This window comes from Phosphitispora fastidiosa, from assembly GCF_019008365.1.
GTDB classification, from domain to species: domain Bacteria; phylum Bacillota; class Thermincolia; order Thermincolales; family UBA2595; genus Phosphitispora; species Phosphitispora fastidiosa.
This window is the reverse complement of sequence record NZ_JAHHUL010000002.1, coordinates 1-23,053: the sequence shown is the minus strand read 5'-3', so window position 1 is coordinate 23,053 and position 23,053 is coordinate 1. Positions and strand designations below refer to the sequence as shown.

Here is a 23,053-nt window from a genome sequence, read left to right as displayed (position 1 = left end):
TGAATGAGAAAAACATTTAAAAAGCAGTTGTGGATTAAGGTCCTGGCTGTTGTTCTGGCCCTGGCCCTGAACATGGGGGCCCTGGACGGGGTAATCAGGCTGGCTGTGCAGGAATGGACCCTGGGAGGTTTTGAAGGGTTCCTGCGCCCGGCAGCGGCCAAGAAGGTTGATGACACGGTCTATGACACCGGGCCTGAGAAAAACGAGCCGGGCAGGGACAAAAATGTCCTGCCCGAGACTGCAGGGCCCAAAAAGCCCAGAAACCCGGCGGTCCTGGAGGCCAAAAGCAGAAATGAGGTCAGGGAGAAAAGAACTGAGTACTCCAAAACCTTCAAAATCAGTGACAGTGAATACAGGACTGAGGTCTACCAGGAACCGGTCCATTACAGGGATGAAAACAACGGGCTGGCAGACATAGATAATACCCTGGTGGAGTCACCGGAAAAAGGCTATGCCTTTGAAAACCGGGCCAACAGCCTTAAAGTGCGCTTTTCTGAGAATTCATGGGTTAAGTCCCGTGAAAAGGCCGGTGAAACGGTCCGTGAAACGTCCGGTACAGCCTCCCGGGAGATGTTCTGGGGGAAGCCGGGGGAACAGAAGCTGGGAGAGATACAGCAGAAGGAGCATGCCATTGCCTGGCGCCTTCTGGGCAGTAAAGAAAGTCCGGCCAGGGCTGTACAGAATACCTTAATCTACCGCGGCATAACAGACCATACCGACCTCAGGTACATTATTGACGGGAAAACCCTGAAGGAGGAAATCATCCTTAATGACCCGGAGGCCCCGTCTGAGTTTAAGTTTGCCCTTGATATAAGGCACCTGGACTACAGCATGCGGGACGATGGCTCTATCGATTTCACCGACCCCGGTACAGGTGATGTTATCTGGAACATGCCCACACCATACATGTATGATGCCAGGGGCGAACGCTCTCAGGCCGTAACTGCAGAAATAAGTCGTAAATACGGCCTGTTTGGCGAAACGGTGCTCACCGTGACAGCCGACCCCGAATGGCTCACTGCCCCGGACAGGGCTTATCCTGTTGTCATCGACCCCACCCTCCAGCCGGGAGAACGCTTCGGCAGGGACACCTTTATTTCCTCAAAGTACCCCGATACCGCCTATAATGACAGTGAACACCTCTATGTGGGGGATACTGCCGGATTTGGGGATACCATGAGTTTCTTCTATTTCCGTGATATTATCCGTGAAGCCAATGCCACGGTAACGGAAGCCACCTTTTCTGTTTATGCCGCAGGGGGCAGTCCGGATTCTGTTGACCTGTACCGGGTAATCCCTGACGTGATGTGGGATTATGAGGTATTGACATGGAACTGGTGGCAGACCGTGTCCGCACGGGGCGATACCCTGGGTGAGCTTGTTGACAGCACGGCAGGCCCGTCTTCCGGGTGGTGGAATTTTGATGTCCTGGACCTGGTCCAGAGGTGGATGGAAGACCCGGTCAAGAAGAACGGAGGACTGGCCCTTGTCCCCGGTTCCGGCTCAGGTTATGTAAAATTAATTTCCAGCAACTATGGCGCTGATGATGACCCCAGGTCAGACACATATAACAGCAAACATCCCAAACTGGCTTACACATATACCCTGAACCCGCCCCAGCCATCGGCGGACTTCAGCCTGGGCATCGACCGTGATACAGGTGAAATCAGGGTTTACGGCAGTGCTAGGGATGATGCCAGGATATATCTCTCCACCGGTGACGGGGATAACTATACCACCTCTGCTGACAGCAGCGGTGACTGGGAAATAGACGGGCTGACCTTTGAAGAAGGTAAATACAAGACCATCTCCATGTACTATACATATGAAATTGAATGGACCGATGAAGAGGGCGAAACCCATACCGAGACAATTACCGGTGACACCACCTCCCAGAAATTCCTGGTGACCAGGTACAGCAAAGGGGCCAGGATGAAGAGGATGGCCAAATTCTATTACCTGGACGGGACAAAAGATGACCTGCTCAAAGAAATAAATGAAATTGATTCAGAGCTTGATATGGTTGTCGGGGACTATGTCCTTATCCCTGACCCCAAACGGGAAAAACCATATATAGGCGGAGAGATCATCATAAACCCTGATGAGGAATACCGCTTGAGGGAAAAGATAAGGCCCTTATATGCCAATGGTGATATAGTCGGCAACTCTGTTGATGCTGCCACCGGGAACTTCTTTGTCATAGATACCGACCTGTCCTTTGACGCCCTGGGGCTGCCGGTGGAATTCACCAGGTTCTTTAATGCCCGGGAACCTGAAATATACCGGGGGCCTATGGGGCAGAACTGGTACATGGGCTATGACAAGATGCTGGTAAAATATGAGGATGGTTCCATACTGGCCACCGGCGGTGACGGGGGAGGGTATTTCTTCCGTAAGTCGGGTAGCCGTTATGTCTCTGATGATGATGTCACCGAACAACTGGTGAAGAACGGTGACGGGACCTATTCAGTCATCACCAAATATGACACCGTCTATCACTTCAATGATGACGGGATGCTGGACCGGGTTACCGACCGCAACGGGAATGCGGTAACCATGACCTATGACGGGGAAGGACTGCTGCGGCAGGTGACTGATGCTGCCGGAAGGACCTGTACCCTGTATTATGACGAAATGGGCCGGGTGATCATAATCCAGGATCCTGAAGGCCGCCAGGTGGACTATGACTATGACAACTGGGGACGGCTCCTCCAGGTAATTGACCCCAACGGCGGGGCTGTAAAGTATGAATATGGCTATGTGGATGAAGAGGGCCTGGCCCATGACAACTACCTGGTTACCAAGGTAACCGACCCTATGGGCAATGTGGCTGTAGTTAATGAATATGACAGTCAGGGTCGGGTCATCAGGCAGACCGATGCCGCCGGTTATACTGTCAGCATGGATTATGACAGCGGGAGGACAACATATACCGACCGTAATGGAAATGAATTTATTTATGAATTTGACAGCGAATACCGGGTGACAAGCATCTCCGGGCCTGATACGGCTGACGGGACGGTTTATGTAAATTATGCGGCACCGGCAGAGGACAGCAAATTCACTGATACCCAAACCGGGGGCACGGTATCCGGCATCACGGATATGTCCATAAATGAAGGAACTGTGACGGGAGAACCGGATCCTGTGGTTACCTCTGCTTCGGCAACCCGCATCCTGGCAGAGTACCATTATGACGGACGGGGCAACCGGGACACGGTGACTGATGCCATGGGCAATGTGACCCAATATGATTATGACACCCGGAACAACCTGACCTCAGTTATAAATGCAGACGGTAAAGAGAACACCTATGTATATGATAATGACAACAATGTTACAGACATCATTGATGCCATGGACAATAAGACCCTCCTGGAATATGACGGAAATGGCAACCTCCTTAGGGTGACTGATGCCGAAGGGAAGACAACCACATATACCTATTACGGCTCCGGCCAGGTAAAATCAGTATCAGACCCGGCAGGGAAAACGGTGTCCTATACCTATGACTCTGACGGGAATGCAGCCACAGTAAAAGACGGCAGGGGATATATCACTTATTACCGCTATGACGGTATCAGCAGGCTGGAAGAAGTCGAAGACCCCAAAGGGAACTACACATATTATGAATATGACGACAACGGCAACCTGCTGGAAGAAAGGACACCCATCGGCACAACCATCAACAGCTACAACTATAACAATTACCTGACAGGCACCAGGGACCCTGAGGGGAATGTGACCACCTTTGAATATGAAAGCAGGGGACTAATGGTCAGGGGAAAAGACCCCCTGGGGAAATATACCTGGATGGGTTATGACGGCAACGGCAGCCGTTTGTGGACAAAGGATGCCAACAACAACCGGACTGATTACCGCTATGATGACCTGGGCCGGCTGCGGGAAATTATCGAGCCTGCCGGGGATATCACCACATATTCCTATGACCCCAATGGGAACAGGACAGCAGTCATAGATGCCAAAGGTGAAACCACATACTATGAATATGATATCCTGAACCGCCTGGAAGCAGTTATCGACCCCCTGGGGCGGAGAGCTGCATACACCTATGACGACCTGGGCAATACCCTCACCTACACAGACTTTGACGGGACAGTCACAGAGTACCGGTATGACAGCCAGTCAAGGGTAAGAGAGGTTATCGACCAGATAGGGAGCACCACCAAATTCACCTATGACCGTTCCGGCAACAGGGAGACCGTCACCAATACCCTGAATCAGACATATGCCTACCGTTATGATGATAACAACAACCTGGAAAAGGTAATCAACCCGGCAGGGAACATCACCCGGTTCGAGTATGATGAGACAAACAACCGGACAGCTATGATTGACGCCCTGGGCCAGAGGACCACCTATGAGTATGACGACATGGGCCGTCTGGTTGGGGTGGCTGACCCGTTAAACCGTGATACCGAGATCGAACTTGACAAAAACGGCAACCGGCTGGCAGTCACAGACGGCAATAATAATACCACCAAGTTCGGCTATGATGCCAATGGACGTCTGGAACAGGTTATTGATGCCAAAAACAATACCACCAGGTACAAATATGATGATGTCGGAAACCTGGTCTTATTCACTGATGCCAATCACCATACCACCGAATACAGATACAACCAGAAGAACCTGCTTACCGAAGTAATCAATCCCCTGGGGCAAAAGAACTCGTTTGACTATGACCAAAACGGCAACATCATCTCCAAGACAGACCCCAATGGCAGCAACGTAGAATATGAATATGATGAACTCAACCGCCTCCTGGGGGCCTATTACCCTGATGGCAGCTATGTCGAATACGGCTATAACGACCAGGGTAAACGGGAATGGATGGAAGACATGTATGGTACCACCTGGTATGACTATGACCAAATGGGCCGCCTGACTGCAGTAACCAACCAGGATGACATGACCACCGAATATGGCTACAACCAACTGGACCAGAAAACAAAAGTCCGCTACCCTGACGGTAAGGAAGTAACCTACAGTTATGATAACCTGAACCGCCTGGAAACGGTAACCGACCGGCTGGGTAAAGCCACTACGTACAAATATGACGCCGTGGGCCGCCGCACAGATACTGTCTTACCAAACGGGGTAGTCACCTCATATGACTATGACAGGGCAAACCAGCTCACTGCTATTGCCAGCAGAAACCCGGCAGACAAACTCCTGGCCAAGTATGAATATACGTATAACGGGGCCGGGAACCGGGATAGCTTCACCCAGACCGTAGAAGACATGGTCTATACCACAGATTATGAATATGACCCCCTAAACCAGCTCATTGGAGTGGACAACCCCAATGGCGGCCAGGTGACCTATGACTATGACCCGGCGGGCAACAGGATAAAAATGACAAAAACAGAAGGGGATTGCATCACCACCACGAAATATGAATACAACGAAGCAAATGAACTGCTCAGGTACAACATGAATGAAGGCCCATACACCGAGTTCCGCTATGACAATAACGGGAACAGGACCACCAGAATAGAGCCCGGGGACCGGGTAACCACATATACCTGGGATTACGAGAACCGCCTCACAGAAGTAAACTTTCACCAGGATAAGTGGGTCGGATTCGAATATGACGGTGACGGCAACCGCATCACCAAGCTGTCAGCTATGACCCAGCCGTGGCATGAAGAAGAGATTAAACAGGACAACGGCAAAGGCAATGACCCTGAGTTTGTGCCTCCCGGCCAGCAGAAGGTTAAGAAGCAGAGGGCTGACCTGGTCTATATGCTGCTGAAGAATGACAGGGGTGAGGGAGGCAAAAGCAAAGGCAACAGCGGCGGAAATGGCGGCGGCAGCAGTGGGAATAACGGTGGCGGTAATAGCGGCGGCAGTAACGGCAATGGGAATGACAAGGATAAGCCTGACAACGGTAAAGAGAACGGAAATGAAAAGGATAAGGTCAATAACGGCAAAGACAGTGCTAAAGTAAAGAATAAAGACCTCGATATAAAGGATAGAGAAGCTAAAAAAGAGAAGGCCAAGGCTAAGAAGGGCTACCGCAAAAAAGGGAAATACGAAAATCGGGGTAAACACCTGGGGTGGTATAAGAATGGGAAGATACCCCAGGGCCCTGAAGGTGAAAAAGTTGAAATCACTTATTACCTCAACGATGTGTCTGACCCGCTTACTCAGGTATTGATGACCTATGGTGAAGATGGCAACTTCAACGCAGCCTATACTTACGGATTAGAGCGTATCGAAGTTGAGGCATTGGATGAGACCAGGCCGGAATCCCAGGACCCGCTGTATTACCTCTATGACGGCTTAGGCAGTGTCACCTTTATGGTGAAGCCAGACGGGAACAAGCGTGACCACTACCGTTATGATGAGTTCGGCAAACCTGCACCGGGGAACAGTAAGCTGTCCCAGGATGGCGTGAATGTACTGCATAACACCTTCGGCTATACCGGTGAGATATGGGATCAGGAGAGTGAACTGCTGTACCTGCGGGCGAGGTATTATGAGCCGGAGACGGGGAGGTTCCTGAGTAGGGATACGTATGAGGGGAATCTGCAGAACCCGCTGAGTAAGAATTTATTCATATATGTACAGAACAACCCTATTAATTTTAGTGACCCCACAGGAAAATATAGACTGGGGTGGTTTACAGAATTAGGACACAAGAGGGCATATTTTGAGAATGAATCATTGAATGAAAAAATTGAAATGGTATCATTAGTTCCCTTTGTTGGAGATGCAGTTAAAATAGGATATGATGTCTATCGAGGTGACTTACCTGAAGCTGCAAAAGATGTGTTAACAGCAGCAGTTACTATAGGAGCAGGCAAGCTCTTAGTTGGAGTTGCAAAGGCAGGTTCAGCAGGTATTAGTTGGTTACAAGAGAAAGCTTTGTCTGAAGCACCCGGCATAGTATTTAATGGCATTACCTATATGATACAACCGAACTTGAAAAGTGCTTCTAGGGATAAAATAATATTTGGAATATATAAATATATGTTTGGACATGCCCATATAAGCAAAAATGGGTTATGGGTGGACCCGGATCATAATGGCTGGAAATATTGGAAAAGTCGGTTGAAAGAAATTGACAGAGCTTACTACTATGGAGATACTGGTTGGGTTTCAATTGGTGAAGACGATTCTCATAGAACTATCCTAATGGTTTACGCGTATTTTGATACTATTGAGGCAATCTTAAATGATACCTATGAAGACATCGAAATAGTTGCTCACAGTATTTCAACGAAGTTTTTATAAAAGCTAGGAAGGAGTTATAAACATATGGACTTTTTAATGAAAAAACCGATTTTTAATTTAATTGCTTATTATGGTTTGAGGAAGCAAAAGAAGTTCATAAAAATTATCACTACAAGTTCCATGGTTTTTGCCGGTATAGTTTTTATGGTGTTTATCTCAGGTTGTCAGACGGATAAACCTAAAAATCAGGTTATAGAGACAGCAAATGAGTATGATATTGTCAATGAACGAGGCAATACAGTAGGAAATATCATTAATGATGGGCTAGTAGCTAAACAAGGTGGTTGGATATACTATAGCAATTTATCGGATGGGAAAAAATTATACAAAGTAGGAGCAGATGGTTTAAGCCGAATTAAGATAAATGATGATGTAAGCAGAAACATAAATGTAGTAGGTGAATGGATTTATTATAGTAATGGTTCAGATAACGAAAAATTATATAAAATAAAGACTGATGGAACAGGCAAAACCATGATGACCAATGACAGTGTTTGGTTTTTAAACGTTGTAGGAGATTGGATATATTATAGCAACGGTTCAGAACTTGGTGCACTTTATAAACTGAAAGTTGATGGTACGAACGGAACTAAATTAAGTGATGATTGGTGTGAAAATGTAAATGTAGTAGGAGACTGGATTTATTACTTAAATCGGAAAGACAATAAAAATCTATATAAAATTAGGACCAGTGGTTTAGATAAAACCAAAATCTACGACTTAGTTGGACAATTTAATATCGAAAAGGATTGGATTTATTACTCAATGAATTTAATTAATGGTCTTTACAAAATGAAGATTGATGGGACAAATAAAGTTAAGTTAAATAATGATATGGTGAGCAATATAAATGTATCAGGAGATTGGATTTATTACCGCAATAAGTCAGACAATAACAGAATTTATAAAATAAAGACAGATGGTACTGATAAGACTAGACTTAATGATGATGAAAGTGCCAATATAAATATATCAGGTGGTTGGATTTTTTATCAAAGCACCTCTGAGGAAGAAGGGAAATTTTATAAAATAAAAAATGATGGGACTGTTAGACAAGTAATAAAATAAAAGGTTTTTATATTTTCCCTCAAGGGGCTAGATTAGTCGTTTGAGGGTTTTTGTTCGTCCGGCATGTGTACCGGGCCGATGGGTTGAAAGAAACCCTATCACCTAACCAGCGGGAAGATAACCCGTAAGCAAGGGCGTCACTGGCTAACGGTGGGGTCTGAAGGAAGCTGAAGGGGGAGACTGGAACATAGCGGAAGCGAACCGAGGTTGGCTCTCCGGATGGGTAACCCTGCAAGAAATGGGAAAGCCCGAAAGCTGGATAATCTGGGGAGTTAGGACGGATGGTTTCAGACTCAGGCAATTACACTTAACCGGAGAAGCCCGGCATTTACGGTAACCCTGCACCGGGGAACAGCCAGCTGTCACAGGACGGCAAGAATATGCTGCATAACACCTTTGGCTATACAGGTGAGATGTGGGATCAGGAGAGTGAACTGCTGTACCTTTTACTATACTTGGGATATATTTAAGAAGTGGCAGATGTGTTCCGGAGGGATGAGTCTGACGTCAGACTGTGTGAAAACCCATCCATAAACCATCGCTAAACTAAGCATTTAATCGCAACTCATCAAATTTTGCATATGGTGTTAATCGTATTTGTGATTTTTCAAGACAATAAAAAATTAAGGCTAGCGTTATCTACATAAGTAACGCTAGCCTTTGTCTTATTTCTTTAACTCCTAAGATAGTTAATACCCTTTTGAAATTATACGCAAAAAAAGCCAAAGAGGCCTCTACCTAAGGTTTGAGTTTTCCTAGAAGCCACATCAATTCTAAATTTCTTCCAGCTTCTGTTTCGAGTTTTCGGGAAGAGCGTATCCTGTTTATATAACCATATAGATATAGCTTGAGCAGATCTTTTGGGTTATATGCTAATCGCCCAGTATTGGCCGGAACAGCTTTAGTAAAGCCTAATTCCTTTATATCCAAAACCGCAACAAATTGATCAAGGACTCTTATCGGATTATCTTCACTTATATAATCGTCTATTCTATCCGGAAAAAAGATGAGCTGATTTCTGTCTGTACCCTCTACATATCTCATAAAACAACACATCCCCCTTGAATCTACTATAGTTAAATTATATCATAAATGTCGTTTTATGTTAATAAAAAAGAGGTTTTCACACAGTCTGACGTCAGCCGGCCTGCGACCCGCACGGAATGCGGGAGCAGCATGCCGGCTGAGTTGTAGCCATCCCGGAGGAATATATCTGCCGCTTCTTACGTTAAAGTCAAAAATAAGCAGCCCCCATTAGATTACGGACGGCTCCCATACTGCGAAAAATGTACTCTCACCCGCAGAAAAAGGCGAGAGATTTTTTTGTGCCTGATGCATCTATTGACAAATTTCTATTTAGAGGCATTGTATAATGAATAGGATAACGCTAAGCTTGGTCAAAGGATAATCTGAAGGCGCTTAGCAAAGCTAAGGTTTTTAATCATATACCATGAAGGACTAACATATAATGTTACTATGAAATTACATAATATGGTGGTGGCGAAATGGGGGTCCAAACAGTAGTGTATGTCTACCCGGACATTGCCTTTGCTGTCAGTTTGCTAATGAACGGACTTATACTGTGGGGGACAGCCAGGTTTAGTAAGATCACCACCCGATGGCAGAGAATAGCTGCCGGAGCCTTAACCGGGGCGCTATATTCGGGTGCCGCAGCCTTCCCACAACTGGGAATTCTGCATTCCCTGTGGTTAAAAACAGCGTTCTCGGTATTCATGTTTGCTGTGGTATTCGCACCGCTAAGCCTGAAAAGGTTTATTTCTACACTAACCACGTTCTATATTATTTCTTTTTCTCTTGGAGGCTTGTTTCTTGGAGTACTTTACTCCTTCAGAACAAGTCCGTATCACAACCAGATTACCGACATTTCCCGCCAGGTGGCAGGTTATTTTTTGCCCGGATTAATGGTGACAGTGGTTTTATACCTGCTGCTGACCCGGTTTGCCGGAAGAATTATTCAGACCAGGATGGCTCGGGATCTGTTCAGGGTATCTGTGAAGGTGATATTTGGCGATTCTGAGGTCACCGTCGATGCCCTGATTGACACTGGGAACCAACTGCAGGACCCTTTAAGCAGGATTCCTGTGATAGTGGTTGAGTACAGTGCTCTCAGGGGCCTGTTTCCTGCTGAAGTGCGGATGGCCTTCGAAGACTGCCGAGACCCTGATTTGATGGCACTTCTGAGTTCTCTGTCTAACACTCCATGGGTTACCAGGTTTAGAGTTATCCCATTCTGTTCCCTGGGGGAAGAACATGGTATGCTGATAGGATTCCGCCCGGACGGGGTGGAGGTGTGGAATGGGGCTGAGCCGGTCAGTGTCAGAAATGTAATAGTTGGTGTATATCACCGTCAGCTTAGTCCTGAAGGGTCCTATAAGGCGCTTCTGCATCCGGAGGTGCTTGACAGGATGACAGCCTGAATAAAGAGGAGGTTAGGGTGATTTGAACAAGTTTATGCGGTTTAAATGGCTGGTAAGATTGAAACTACTCAGGTTGTTTTTGAAACTGGGGTTAAAGTCAGAGGTGCACTATGTTGGCAGCAGTGAGGCCTTGCCGCCTCCATTGTCTATTGATGAGGAATCATTTCTTATTTCAAGGCTGGAATCAGGTGATAAGACGGTAAAGAGTGTTCTTATTGAACGCAATCTCAGGCTCGTGGTATATATAGCGAGGAAGTTTGAGAATACGGGTGTTGGAATAGAGGATTTAGTTTCTATCGGTACTATAGGCCTGATAAAAGCTGTAAACACCTTTGACCCGGAAAAAAAGATTAAACTGGCTACCTATGCTTCACGTTGTATTGAAAATGAGATACTGATGTATCTCAGAAGAAATAGTAAAACAAGGTCAGAAGTTTCCTTTGACGAACCTCTGAATATCGACTGGGACGGTAATGAACTGTTATTATCAGATGTCCTGGGTACTGAAAATGATATCATTTATAAATGCCTGGAAGAGGAAGTCGACAAGAAGCTGCTGAACCTGGCGCTGCACAAGCTCAATGGGCGGGAGCGCAGGATTATGGAACTCCGTTTTGGCCTCGCGGACGGGATGGAAAAGACCCAGAAAGAGGTCGCCGATATGTTGGGAATCTCGCAGTCTTATATATCCCGCCTGGAAAAAAGGATACTCAAAAGACTGCGCAAGGAAATCCACCGCATGGAGTAGCAGGAAAAAGTAAACATAATGTAGAAACTAAAATATTAGTTCATAGAAAAGGAGATATTGGCTTAAATCATAGACAGGGATGATTGCATGAGCAAGGCAAGCTTTTTTGAAGGCGCCAAAAAATCTGTTCCCATAATGGTTGGCTACATGCCCCTTGGCCTGGCGTTTGGTGTAATTGCCAGGGAAAAGGGGCTTACTGTTATGCAAACGGCTTTAATGTCACTTACTTCATTTACAGGTTCCGGCCAGTTTATAGCAGTCGGTCTGCTGAGCGCCGGTGTTGGCATTCCCGCAATACTGCTGACCAATTTTCTGGTCAACCTCAGATACCTGCTTTTCAGCGCCTCTATGGCTCCGGCTGTCAGGAAGATGCCAAGTATCGTACAGGCAGTTCTGGCCTTCGGGATTACTGATGAGACATTTGCAGTAAACATGGCTGAATTTGACCGTAGAGAGGCAGACCGGGATTTCATACTGGGAGTCAATATTTTTTCCCACCTTTCCTGGACGGTAAATTCCGCACTTGGCGCTGCCGTAGGTAATCTAATTCCCAATATTGACCGCTTTGGGGTAAATTTTGCCCTGCCCGCAATGTTTATTGCCCTGCTTATATGGCAGGTTAAAGACCGGAATACTCTCTGGGTTGCAGTGATTTCGGGTTTGGTTTCCACAGTTTTGACCCTGTTTACCAGAAACAGTGCCAACATTATTGCTGCCACAGTGGTAGCAGCAACGATTGGGGTGATTCTGTGCCGGAACAGACAAAAATCTACCTATTGATACTTGGGCTCTGGCTGGTGAATTACCTCCCCAGGATGTTCCCTATGGTTATTTTAAGCAAGCTTAAGATACCGGAGCCGGTTATCTGGTGGCTGGGTTTCGTCCCGGCAGCTGTCCTGGCGGCCATAATAGCACCGGCAATCTTAATGCCTGAAAGCGGTCTGTCAATAAGCTTTGCCAACAGTTATCTGGTGGCTGCAGTTCCGGCTTTCGGAGTTGCCATAAAGACACGGAGCCTGGTCTGGACCCTTTTAGTAGGTATGGCGGTAATGGCGCTGGTACAGGTATAGACAGGGAGAGTCTTTTAGAAATCAACCGCTTATCAAAATAGAGTGATAATCAAGAACGAGCTTCATGCCGATACCAAGGATAATCAGCAGGCCGAAGTAAAGACCGGCAAAGGCTGCCCTGGTGGTTAGAGGAGTATTATAGTATTCCGGATTGGGTGATTTCCACTGGCGGTATATCTGGGTTAAGCCCAGGATGAGGAGCAGGAAAAGAATCGGGTTAAAAAACTTGAAGGCAGCAGCTATGACAAGCGGAATCCCCACCAGCCACATTTTTGGGGAGATAGCTGACACGATGCGTCCCCCGTCAAGTGGGTGGAATGGTATCAGGTTAAATAGGTTAATCATAAATCCTGAATATGCGAGAGCCAGCCAGAAATCCTGGCCTGACAGGGGGTACATGGCAGCACATAAAAATGCTCCCATACTGCCTACAAGCGGCCCTCCCATAGCTACTTTGGCTTCGGTAACGGCATCAGCCGGATGGTCTTTCATGGCAATAAAGGCCCCCAAAAAGGGGATGAATACAGGGGCAGATACATTGAGGCCAACGAATTTGGCGGTAAGAAAATGCCCCATTTCATGAACGAAAATCAACAGCACGAACCCAACGGCAAAAATCCAGCCATAAAAGTTGGCATACACCCAGACCATAAGGAGCATGGAGCCAAAGGTGGTCAGGAATTTGCCAAATTTCAGAAAAACCAGGAGGTATTTTAGTTTCCCCAGGAGCAGCAGCAAAGCGCCAAGAAGGGCCCAGATACCCTTCTTGTTTTTTTGCCTGTTTCCAGGGTGTCCAGTGCCGTTTGGAGCTTCCTGCTGCTGCTTTATTTCATTTTCAGGTAAAATATCATTTTCCGCGGGGGCGGTAAACTCTTTATCCAAGTCAAAAACCTGCCTTATGGTTGATAGAAGTTTTTGTAGATTCACATTTCGACATCTTAACCGGAGGAACCTCTTTTCTGTTAACTTTACTTTGCCGAACGGCACAAAGGTTTATGTGTATAAACCCATTTTTTTTTGGCAATAATCCTAATGAACTGTGAACCTGAAACCGGAAAGGGTGTCATGCTGATGATGATAAACAAAGTGGAAATTTGTGGAGTTAATACATCGAAACTACCAGTATTGACCAGCAGTGAAATGCGGGAGTTGTTCGTAATCATGCAGGCCGGTGAGAAAAGTGCGCGTTCCAAGCTGATTAACGGTAACTTAAGGCTGGTGCTCAGTGTGATTCAGCGATTCACCAACAGAGGCGAATATGTTGATGACCTGTTTCAGGTAGGCTGTATCGGACTTATGAAGGCAATTGATAACTTTGATCTGGGTCAGAATGTTAAGTTTTCGACTTATGCCGTACCAATGATTATTGGTGAGATAAGACGCTATTTGCGAGATAACAACCCTATTCGGGTTTCCCGCTCGCTCCGAGATGTTGCCTATAAGGCGCTGCAGGTCAGGGACAGTCTGGTTAACCGGTATTCCAGGGAGCCTTCAATAAATGAAATAGCCGGCGAACTTAAAATGCCCAGGGAAGAAGTTGTTTTTGCCCTGGACGCCATTCAGGAGCCCATCTCCTTATTTGAGCCCATTTATCATGACGGGGGTGACCCCATATTTGTAATGGACCAGATCAGTGATGAAAAAAATCAGGACGGGAACTGGCTGGAAGGCATTTCCGTAAGGGAAGCCATGCGCAAACTCAGTGACCGGGAAAAATTGATTCTCTCACTTAGATTTTTTGAAGGAAAGACTCAGATGGAGGTAGCCGATGAAATAGGCATTTCACAGGCCCAGGTCTCCCGCCTGGAAAAAGCTGCTCTAAAACATATGAGAAAACACATGTGAAAGATTAAAATAAGGTAATTTGTGAAAAGATATATGTAAAAAGATATATTTAGAGCAGATTCAGAGAGAGATAGGAAGACGGGAGGAATAATTTATGCGGAGCAAACTTACGAAGATAGGCGCTGTATCAGTAACGGCAGCGGCAATTGTGGTATTGGCGGTAATGCTGACTTTAGCTGCAGCCGGCGCCGAAATTACAGCCCAGGCAGATACCGTAACGGACCTGTCAGTAAAAGCAGGCCAGCCTGTTACCGGTAATGATGCCGGTGTCTGTGTCGAAGCATATAACCAGTATAATCTTATCAGGTTTCACGTAATCGCCAATAGTGACAGTGAACGTGACCAGGCGCTGAAAAGAAAAGTCAGGGACCTTATTGTAAGGGAAATGACTTCTGAGTTCAGTAAGGCCAAAAACCTTGATGATGCCAGAAAAATTGCACAGGGGCATCTTGAAGAAATCGAATCAATAGCTGCGGAGGAAGTTAAGGCCTGGGGAGAAGACTACCCTGTCAATGTTCAGCTGGGTAATTTTGATTTTCCGGTGAAGTCTTACGGAGATCTGACTCTCCCGGCCGGAAATTATGAAGCGGTAAGGGTTGTTATTGGACACGGGCAGGGCGCAAACTGGTGGTGTGTGCTTTTCCCGCCGTTATGCTTTATAGACGTGTCCAGGTCAATGGGCGCACCTGAACCGGAGGCTGGTTTTTTCGCTATGGAAGCGGTCACTGCATCCGCAGTTTATGAACAGAGCTCGGTGGAAAAAGGCCCAGAGGATCCTGAAGTGGAACTTCTGGACCCTGAAAAGGACTCTGGGAAACATGAGAGCAGTAAGGAAAATTATAAAAACATAAAAGTAAGGTTTAAAATTATTGAACTGTTTGGTGGAATATTTAGTTAGAAGCTAAAAGTTGCCTGCACATTCTGACAACCTCCCTCATATAATATGAATGAGGAGGTGGAAGACTGAAATGGTCAAAATCTCGGATTTGAGAATGCGGGAAGTTATCAATGTTTTAAATGGAAAGAAACTCGGACTTATCAAAGACATTGAAATTGACCTTGAAGCGGGCCGTATCAGGTCAGTTGTATTACCCGGCAATGGAAGGGTTTTTAGTTTTATGGGCCGGAGTGATGATGTGGTAATACCCTGGCATAAAATCAAAAAGCTTGGGTTGGATGTTATCCTTGTTGAGCTTTCTGACTATGCTGACACAACTCATAATGCAGTTTATTAAAAGAAAAATGACTGCCTTATTTATATAAGGGGGCCATTTTTTTTGCCGTTAATTCATTCTATTTTTCGAATATTTAAACTTTCTGTTTTGGGAGGAATTTCCTTGACTCACTAGATATAGTGTCCTATAATGAAAATGTACCCTACATGTTGTGGGATTTGAAATAATTCTGAAAACTTCAGGTGATTATATGAAATGTCCCTTTTGCGGATTCATGGAAAGTAAGGTTCTCGATTCCAGACCGGCAGATGACGGTAACGCTATCAGGAGAAGACGGGAATGTGCTGATTGCGGCCGAAGGTTTACAACTTATGAAAAAATAGATGAGATTCCACTTGTTGTTGTTAAAAAAGATGGCAGAAGGGAAGTGTTTGACAGGGCCAAGATTCTTGGCGGAATAATTAAAGCAGGTGAAAAAAGGTCAATTTCCATGCAGCAGATGGAACAAATGGTTAACGATATTGAGAAGGAAATCAGGAACAGAATGGACATTGAGGTGGGGTCTGAACAAATAGGTGAATTTGTGATGGACAGGCTCAGGAAGCTGGATGAAGTCGCCTATGTAAGATTTGCCTCGGTTTACCGGCAGTTCCAGGATATTAACAGCTTTATTGATGAATTGGAGAAGCTGTTAAAAAGAAAGGCTAAGTAAGAGAAATATGGGCCTAAATGCAAAAATATGGGCTTAAATGCAATTTAAATAAAAAAATCGGCAAAACAGCATAGGGGAGGATTACTTAATGATTCTTGAAAAAGAGAGTTTGACAGCAGCAAATCTGACGGAACTGCGCTCTATCCGAACTGGTGGCTTTGTAGCTATCCGGAAAAGAGACGGAAGACTGGCAGAATTCCATGAGAGCAAAATTACTGATGCCATTTTTAAGGCAGCACAGTCCGTAGGCGGAGAGGACCGGACCCTGGCTATGGAACTGACTCTGGAAGTACTTAAGCAGTTGCGGCAAAAATTTAATGATAACATATTTTCTGTTGAAGACGTTCAGGACTGGGTGGAGAAGGTTCTCATTGAGAAGGGCCACGCCAGGACGGCAAAGGCTTACATACTATACCGGGCCAGCAGGACCCGAATCAGGGATGCCAAGTCGGAATTAATGGATGCAGTAGAAGAAATACTTGTGGAAACAAACCGGGAAAATGCTAATGTGAGCAACTCCCCATCGGCTAAGATGCTTCAGATAGCAAGCGCAGCCAGTAAGAAGTATTATCTCTCAAGGCTTATCCCTGAAGACCAGGCGTATGCTCATACAAATGGAGATATTCATATTCATGACCTCGATTTCTATGGGAAAACATTAACCTGTGTTCAGATTCCCCTGGGTAAGATTTTAAACCAGGGATTTGATAACGGCCATGGTTATATCCGCCCTCCCAAGAGACCTGCCTCAGCCACTGCCCTGGCAGCGATAATTCTCCAGAGTTCGCAGAATGATATGCACGGTGGACAGGCATTCCCCTTCTTTGATACTGATATATCCCAGTTTGTCAGGGATGCCGATGAAAATGAAACTTACCAGGCAATGGAGGCCTTCATTTACAATCTTAACAGTATGCATTCAAGAGCCGGTGCCCAGGTGCCCTTTTCCAGCCTCAATATCGGTACAGATACTTCACCGGAAGCCCGCAAGGTGGTTAGGAACCTGCTTCTGGCATATGAGAAAGGACTTGGCAGGGGTGAAAACCCCATTTTCCCCAATATCATATTCAGAATTAAAGAAGGTATTAACCTTAATGAAGAAGATCCCAACTATGACCTCTTAAAACTGGCAATCAGAGTTGCCTCAAGAAGGCTGAACCCAACCTTCAGCTTTATGGATTCATCATTCAACAAACAGTATGGCACGGAAGTCAGCTATATGGGATGCCGCACCAGGGTTATTGGAAACATCAACGGCCCCGAAACATCTGAAGGCCGCGGCAACCTGTCATTTACCACGATTAACCTTCCCAGAATTGCAATTAAATCAGGGACCAATATAGATAAGTTCTACAAAGAGCTTGATAAAGTACTTGACCTGTCGGTGAAGCAGCTTTACCACAGATACAGCGTTCAGGCCCGGCTTAAGGTGAAGGACATGCCCTTCCTTATGGGACAAGGCCTTTACATAGATTCAGAGGGACTGAAACCTAATGACTATATTGAAGAAGTTATCAAGCAGGGGACATTGTCGGTAGGATTTATAGGGCTTGCAGAAACTCTCAAGGCACTGCTGGGCAAACATCACGGCGAATCTGCAGATGCTAATGAACTTGGACTGCAGATTGTTGAGTTTATGTATAACAAGATGAATCAGGCTACTCAGGAGCACCAGCTAAACTACACCCTTCTGGCTACTCCCGCAGAGGGCCTGTCAGGCAGGTTTGTCCGCCTTGACCGCAGGGAATACGGCGAGATTCCGGGTGTTACCGATGGTGAATATTACAGCAACTCCTTCCATATCCCGGTAGGCCATAAGATGAGTATTTTTGATAAAATTTCTATTGAAGGAGCATATCATAAATACTGTAATGCGGGTCACATTACCTATGTTGAGTTCCCGTCCCCTCCGATACATAATTTGGAAGCTATTGAAATGGTTATCCGGCATATGAAAGATTCTGATATAGGTTATGCCGGCATCAACTTCCCAGTGGATTACTGTATGAGCTGTAATTACACAGGTGTTATCAATAAAGATGACTGTCCTATGTGCGGTTCCATTGATATTAAACGTGTCCGCCGGATTACAGGTTATTTGAGTACCGTTGAAAGGTTCAATGATGCCAAACAGGCCGAACTTCGCGACCGGGTATGCCATAGTCTGCTGGAACGGGAGTAATGGCTTAATATGGAGTTGAACATGAAGTTAAAGAGGAGGTACTTTTCATGTCTAGGCCTTCATGGCATCAATATTTCATGGAAATAGCCGAACTGGTTGCTACCAGGTCAACCTGTCTTAGGCGAAAAGTCGGCGCTGTCGCGGTTAAGAACAGGAATATTGTCTGTACCGGTTATAATGGCGCTCCATCAGGTGTATCCCACTGTGACAAGAGAGGTTGTCTAAGGGAGGAACTGCAAATACCTTCCGGTGAAAGGCATGAGTTATGCTGGGCGGTTCACGCTGAAGCCAATGTGGTGGCACAGGCAGCTCTGCATGGTGATGTTCTGGAGGGGGCTACCGTATATGTTACTATTCAGCCTTGTGTCTCATGTGTAAAGCTGTTAATCAGCGCCGGGGTGGATAAAGTCATTTACAAGGGTGAGTATCCTGATGAACTGGCCCAAAGAATTGCTGATGAAGCGCTTATTGATCTGGTTAGGTATAAGGAGTAGCTTATGAAGATAAGAATTGCGGGTGTCGTCGGGGAATCGGTGGTAGATGGGCCGGGAATCAGAACTGTGGTTTTTGCTCAGGGATGCCCAAGGGCCTGTATAGGCTGCCATAACCCGGAAACCCTTGACCCGGCAGGCGGCCGGGATATGGAAGATATCGAGATTCTCAGGTTAATAGAAAAAACAAAACTGGTAAAAGGGGTCACCTTTTCAGGTGGGGAGCCTTTTATGCAGGCAGGGGCTTTTGCCAGGCTGGGAAAAAAGGCCCGTGAAAAGGGCCTTGATATAATAACATACACCGGGTATACATGGGAAGAACTGCTTGAAATTGGCAAAGAGGACCCTGCGGTAAGGGAGCTTCTTGAGATCTCGGATTATTTGGTAGATGGGCCTTTCATGGAATCCAGGAAGGACTTGACCCTGGCATTTAGGGGTTCGGCGAACCAGAGAATTATTAATGTCAGAGAGTCGCTACAGAAAGGTGACGTTGTCACTGCTGACTTTGCATAAGTTATTCTTCAGGGTTTGAGTGCCCCTGTTTCTTTGTACGGGAAGCAGGGCATTTTTTTTTGACAGAAAGCTGTAAAGGTATTTAACATAAAATTAACATTGAATAAAAAGGAAAATGAAGAACTCAGTCGAAACACATATATTTGGGTCTTAACATAATCTTAATAGGACTTAACGTAATTTTAATATAGGGTTTCTACAATGCCTTGGTGTTTTTAGGATACGATTTCTCGGGAAATAAACAAAAAGGAGACAGAAACTATGTTTAGGAGATTTAAGCCGGCTGATGCTATGTTTTTCGAGCTCTTTGAAGAAGCAGCTACTATTTTGCATCAGGGGGCAGTACTGCTCCAGGATATGATGGCAAAACATGAAACAATGGATGAAAGGCTGAATGAACTCATAGCTGTGGAACAAAAAGGGGACAGGGTTACTGACGAGATTATTGACAAGCTTAATGAGACTTTCATGACCCCTTTTGACAGGGAGGATATTTACAGTCTGGCGCGGGAACTAGATGAGGTTCTGGACTCGGTGTGCAGTACTGTTGAAAAGATGGTAATTTATGAAGCCGGGAAGCCTGATAAGAAGTTCCGGGAAATGGTCGATGTTTTTGTGCAGGCAACCGAAAAGGTTAAGGATGCCGTATCATTATTGAAGAAAATGAAATCAAACACAGTACAGATTTTAGATATCTGCTATGACATTAAAAAATTCGAATCTGAGGGTGATAAGATATATCGTTTTGGGGTTGCTGATCTGTTTAAAAACAGTAATGATGCCATCATGGTGATAAAATGGAAAGAGGTTTTTGAACAACTGGAGACAGCCCTGGACAGGTGTGAAAAGATTGCCAAATTGATTCGTGGGGTTGTGGTCAAATATGCCTGATTTGCTGCTTATAGCAATTGTCATCATGCTGGCGCTGGTCTTTGATTTTATTAACGGATTTCATGACACGGCCAATGCCATCGCAACTTCTGTATCAACCCGGGTGCTCACTCCGGCCAAGGCCATATTTATGGCTGCAGTCCTTAACTTTGTAGGTGCACTTGTTAGTACAAAGGTTGCTGAGACCATTGGCAGCGGTATTGTCAGCCCGCATTTGATTAATAACAAGGTCTTAATAGCCGGTTTGCTGGGAGCCATCATATGGAATCTGTTTACATGGTATTATGGGCTGCCCAGCAGTTCTTCCCATGCTTTAATCGGCGGGGTGGCCGGAGCCGTAGTGGCCAGTCAGGGATTTGCAGTGCTTAATGGTGCAGCGTTGCTGGAAAAAATATTTGTACCCCTCATTGCATCACCTATCATTGGCTTCTTTATTGCCTTTATGGTAATGCGCCTGATATTTTTTCTGGTGGGTAATGTTGCCCCCAGTGTAGTAAATAAATACTTTTCTAAGCTGCAGATAGTGTCGGCTGCCTTTATGGCCTTCAGTCATGGCTCCAATGACGCCCAGAAATCGATGGGTATAATTACTGCAGCCCTGGTATCTGCGGGGATCCTTAAGGAGTTCCATGTTGAATTATGGGTGGTTATAGCATGTGCCACTGCCATGGCCATGGGCACATCTATTGGCGGCTGGCGGATTATAAAAACCATGGGTTCCAGGATTATCAAGCTGGAACCGGTTCACGGATTTGCAGCCGAAACATCGGCGGCGCTGGTTATCATAGGCGCCTCTTTATTTGGCAAGCCTGTTAGCACAACTCATGTCATCTCTTCTTCCATAATGGGTGTAGGGGCGACCAAACGCATGTCTGCGGTGCGCTGGACCGTGGCCCGGAACATTGTGAATGCCTGGGTTTTGACAGCTCCTTTATCGGCGCTGGTGGCGGGAATTATATTTTTCCTGATTGACCTGGTTTAGCTAATAGAAAAAATTGGTATAAAAATAAACTGCTGGAATACTCCCAGCCAGATTGGATAAGCCCCATACTCTACAGTATGGGGCTTGCTGGTGAAATTGGATATTTTTTCACCCTTATCCCTAAGGGTATTTTCCTTTATACTTAAGACACCGGACTTGTCCGGGTAAAGGAAAGGGGGTATAGAGTGAAAAAAAATGTTTTAAAAAACACGATGATTGTGGTTGTTACCATGCTTCTGATTGTCTTAACAGCTGGTTTTGCCAGTGCTTCTGATACATACACGGTTCAGAAGGGCGATTCCCTGTATCTTATTGCCAAGAGGTACGGAATTCCGGTTTCTGCGTTTAAATCAGCAAACGGATTGACAAGTGACTGGATTTACCCAGGCCAGAAGCTTGTCGTTTCCGGGAACAGTTCATCAGGTTCCGGCTCAGGTTATAAAGTTACCGGGGGAGACACCCTTTACTTGATTTCCAAACGTTTCGGTGTCTCTGTAGATGAGATAAAAAGGGCCAATGGCCTATCTGCTAATACAATTTATCCGGGACAGGTTCTGAATATCCCGGGATCGTCTTCCCGGGCAACCCTGACAGTGTCCAGAAGTTTTTCCAGAAGTGACCTTAACCTGCTTGCCCAGGCGGTTCATGCAGAGGCCAGGGGGGAGACCTATGAGGGCCAGGTTGCCGTTGCAGCCGTAGTCCTTAATAGGGTGAAGCATCCTGATTTCCCTAATACCATACCTGGCGTTATCTATCAACCTGGGGCTTTTACTGCAGTGGATGACGGTCAGATCAAACTGGCTGCTGATGAAACAGCATATAAAGCTGTGCAGGATGCTGTAAATGGCTGGGATCCCTCTTATGGGGCGATCTATTATTGGAATCCGGCTACAGCTCAGAGTAAATGGGTATGGTCCCGGACAATTATAAGACAGATTGGAAGCCACATTTTTGCAAAATAGTTTGTTTCTAATACCGGTAATAAGTTCACGCGACTGCGGAGCTGTTACCGGTTTTTGTTTTTCCCTTCAGTGAAGCTCACACCCGTAAGGAGTGTGCCGTTCGACTAAGGCGCTAAAGCGCAAAGTCTCACACAGCAGACCGGAGCCACGGATGGCGGTGCCACCACTGAGGCGAGACGCCGAATTGGCGGTTTAGTCTGTGGTTTCGCCAAGAACAAGGTTGGATTGCTCCGGCGTCGGGGTGGAAAACCGCTAAACAGCTCGCCATATTGGTTTAAGGTTATTTTCCAGAAAACAATCCCACTGACACCAGATTATACTTGGTGAAAGCAGTCACATGCTGCGTTATAATGTACTTAGTCCATGAAGCCTTTTCCGGGTGCCTGATGTTGTAGAGTTACCTGTGAAAAGGTTTCTTGTGGTAAAAATCGATTGTTAAAGAAAGGAGGGTATTATGCGAAATCGAAGCTGGGGTATTCCCGGTTTCCTGGTGCTGATTATGCTCCTTTTGGTTTCTTTCCCAGGAATGGCGCTGGCTGAAGATACTGCGCAACCGGGAACCGGTATTCATGCGGGGCCTGCGGTGATAGACCACTATGAACCTGCAGTAGAGGAACCTGTGGTTGAGGAACCTGTGGTTGAGGAACCTGTGGTTGAGGAACCTGTGGTTGAGGAACCTGTGGTTGAGGAACCTGTGGTTGAGGAACCTGTGG

18 protein-coding genes and 1 pseudogene are annotated in these 23,053 nt (G+C 45.9%); 17 read left to right on the top strand and 2 right to left on the bottom strand.

The window, feature by feature from the left end:
- Positions 1-3: 3 nt before the first annotated feature.
- Positions 4-7,263, top strand: coding sequence for a DNRLRE domain-containing protein (locus Ga0451573_RS02530; protein WP_231682311.1), 7,260 nt, complete (start codon positions 4-6; stop codon positions 7,261-7,263).
- A 24-nt stretch (positions 7,264-7,287) separates the two neighbouring features.
- Positions 7,288-8,331, top strand: a complete 1,044-nt coding sequence (locus tag Ga0451573_RS02525) for a DUF5050 domain-containing protein (protein ID WP_231682310.1) — start codon at positions 7,288-7,290, stop codon at positions 8,329-8,331.
- Between the two features lie 741 nt (positions 8,332-9,072).
- Here Ga0451573_RS02525 and Ga0451573_RS02520 read toward each other — a convergent pair.
- A pseudogene (locus tag Ga0451573_RS02520) lies at positions 9,073-9,375 on the bottom strand (transposase); the annotation flags it as partial.
- Between the two features lie 461 nt (positions 9,376-9,836).
- Here Ga0451573_RS02520 and Ga0451573_RS02515 point away from each other — a divergent pair.
- The 4 genes from Ga0451573_RS02515 (at position 9,837) to Ga0451573_RS02500 (ending at position 12,587) form a co-directional block, all read left to right on the top strand.
- Positions 9,837-10,769 carry a sigma-E processing peptidase SpoIIGA gene (locus tag Ga0451573_RS02515; protein ID WP_231682308.1) on the top strand — a complete coding sequence of 311 codons (933 nt, stop codon included), beginning with the start codon at positions 9,837-9,839 and terminating at the stop codon, positions 10,767-10,769.
- 34 nt (positions 10,770-10,803) lie between these two features.
- On the top strand, positions 10,804-11,517 hold the full coding sequence (sigE, locus tag Ga0451573_RS02510; protein WP_231682627.1) for an RNA polymerase sporulation sigma factor SigE: 714 nt from the start codon (positions 10,804-10,806) through the stop codon (positions 11,515-11,517).
- Positions 11,518-11,604: 87 nt separating this feature from the next.
- Positions 11,605-12,297: an AzlC family ABC transporter permease gene (locus Ga0451573_RS02505; RefSeq protein WP_231682307.1), complete on the top strand. Its 693-nt coding sequence runs from the start codon at positions 11,605-11,607 to the stop codon at positions 12,295-12,297.
- Positions 12,298-12,341: 44 nt separating this feature from the next.
- A complete protein-coding gene (locus Ga0451573_RS02500) occupies positions 12,342-12,587 on the top strand; it encodes an AzlD domain-containing protein (RefSeq protein WP_231682306.1) in 246 nt (81 codons plus the stop codon).
- Between the two features lie 21 nt (positions 12,588-12,608).
- Here the strand turns inward: Ga0451573_RS02500 and Ga0451573_RS02495 are convergent, their stop codons facing one another.
- Complete coding sequence (locus Ga0451573_RS02495) at positions 12,609-13,469, bottom strand: site-2 protease family protein (protein WP_231682305.1); 861 nt, start codon at positions 13,467-13,469, stop codon at positions 12,609-12,611.
- 189 nt (positions 13,470-13,658) lie between these two features.
- Between Ga0451573_RS02495 and sigG the strand changes: the two genes are divergently transcribed.
- The 11 genes from sigG to Ga0451573_RS02440 all read left to right on the top strand — a co-directional run.
- Positions 13,659-14,432, top strand: a complete 774-nt coding sequence (sigG, locus tag Ga0451573_RS02490) for an RNA polymerase sporulation sigma factor SigG (RefSeq protein WP_231682304.1) — start codon at positions 13,659-13,661, stop codon at positions 14,430-14,432.
- A 94-nt stretch (positions 14,433-14,526) separates the two neighbouring features.
- On the top strand, positions 14,527-15,330 hold the full coding sequence (spoIIR, locus tag Ga0451573_RS02485) for a stage II sporulation protein R (RefSeq protein ID WP_231682303.1): 804 nt from the start codon (positions 14,527-14,529) through the stop codon (positions 15,328-15,330).
- 70 nt (positions 15,331-15,400) lie between these two features.
- Entirely contained in the window at positions 15,401-15,667 is a 267-nt protein-coding gene (locus Ga0451573_RS02480; RefSeq protein ID WP_231682302.1) for a YlmC/YmxH family sporulation protein, read from the top strand.
- Between the two features lie 190 nt (positions 15,668-15,857).
- Entirely contained in the window at positions 15,858-16,319 is a 462-nt protein-coding gene (nrdR, locus tag Ga0451573_RS02475) for a transcriptional regulator NrdR (protein WP_231682301.1), read from the top strand.
- Between the two features lie 88 nt (positions 16,320-16,407).
- On the top strand, positions 16,408-18,501 hold the full coding sequence (gene nrdD, locus Ga0451573_RS02470) for an anaerobic ribonucleoside-triphosphate reductase (RefSeq protein WP_231682300.1): 2,094 nt from the start codon (positions 16,408-16,410) through the stop codon (positions 18,499-18,501).
- Positions 18,502-18,548: 47 nt separating this feature from the next.
- Positions 18,549-18,995: a deoxycytidylate deaminase gene (locus Ga0451573_RS02465; RefSeq protein WP_231682299.1), complete on the top strand. Its 447-nt coding sequence runs from the start codon at positions 18,549-18,551 to the stop codon at positions 18,993-18,995.
- Between the two features lie 3 nt (positions 18,996-18,998).
- On the top strand, positions 18,999-19,505 hold the full coding sequence (gene nrdG, locus Ga0451573_RS02460; RefSeq protein ID WP_231682298.1) for an anaerobic ribonucleoside-triphosphate reductase activating protein: 507 nt from the start codon (positions 18,999-19,001) through the stop codon (positions 19,503-19,505).
- Positions 19,506-19,766: 261 nt separating this feature from the next.
- On the top strand, positions 19,767-20,396 hold the full coding sequence (locus tag Ga0451573_RS02455) for a DUF47 domain-containing protein (RefSeq protein WP_231682297.1): 630 nt from the start codon (positions 19,767-19,769) through the stop codon (positions 20,394-20,396).
- A complete protein-coding gene (locus Ga0451573_RS02450) occupies positions 20,389-21,378 on the top strand; it encodes an inorganic phosphate transporter (RefSeq protein WP_231682296.1) in 990 nt (329 codons plus the stop codon). The genes Ga0451573_RS02455 and Ga0451573_RS02450 overlap by 8 nt, the downstream gene beginning before the upstream one ends.
- 185 nt (positions 21,379-21,563) lie before the next feature.
- Positions 21,564-22,340 carry a cell wall hydrolase gene (locus Ga0451573_RS02445; protein ID WP_231682295.1) on the top strand — a complete coding sequence of 259 codons (777 nt, stop codon included), beginning with the start codon at positions 21,564-21,566 and terminating at the stop codon, positions 22,338-22,340.
- Between the two features lie 454 nt (positions 22,341-22,794).
- Positions 22,795-23,053: hypothetical protein (locus Ga0451573_RS02440; RefSeq protein ID WP_231682294.1), on the top strand; the 259-nt coding region annotated here is incomplete at its 3' end.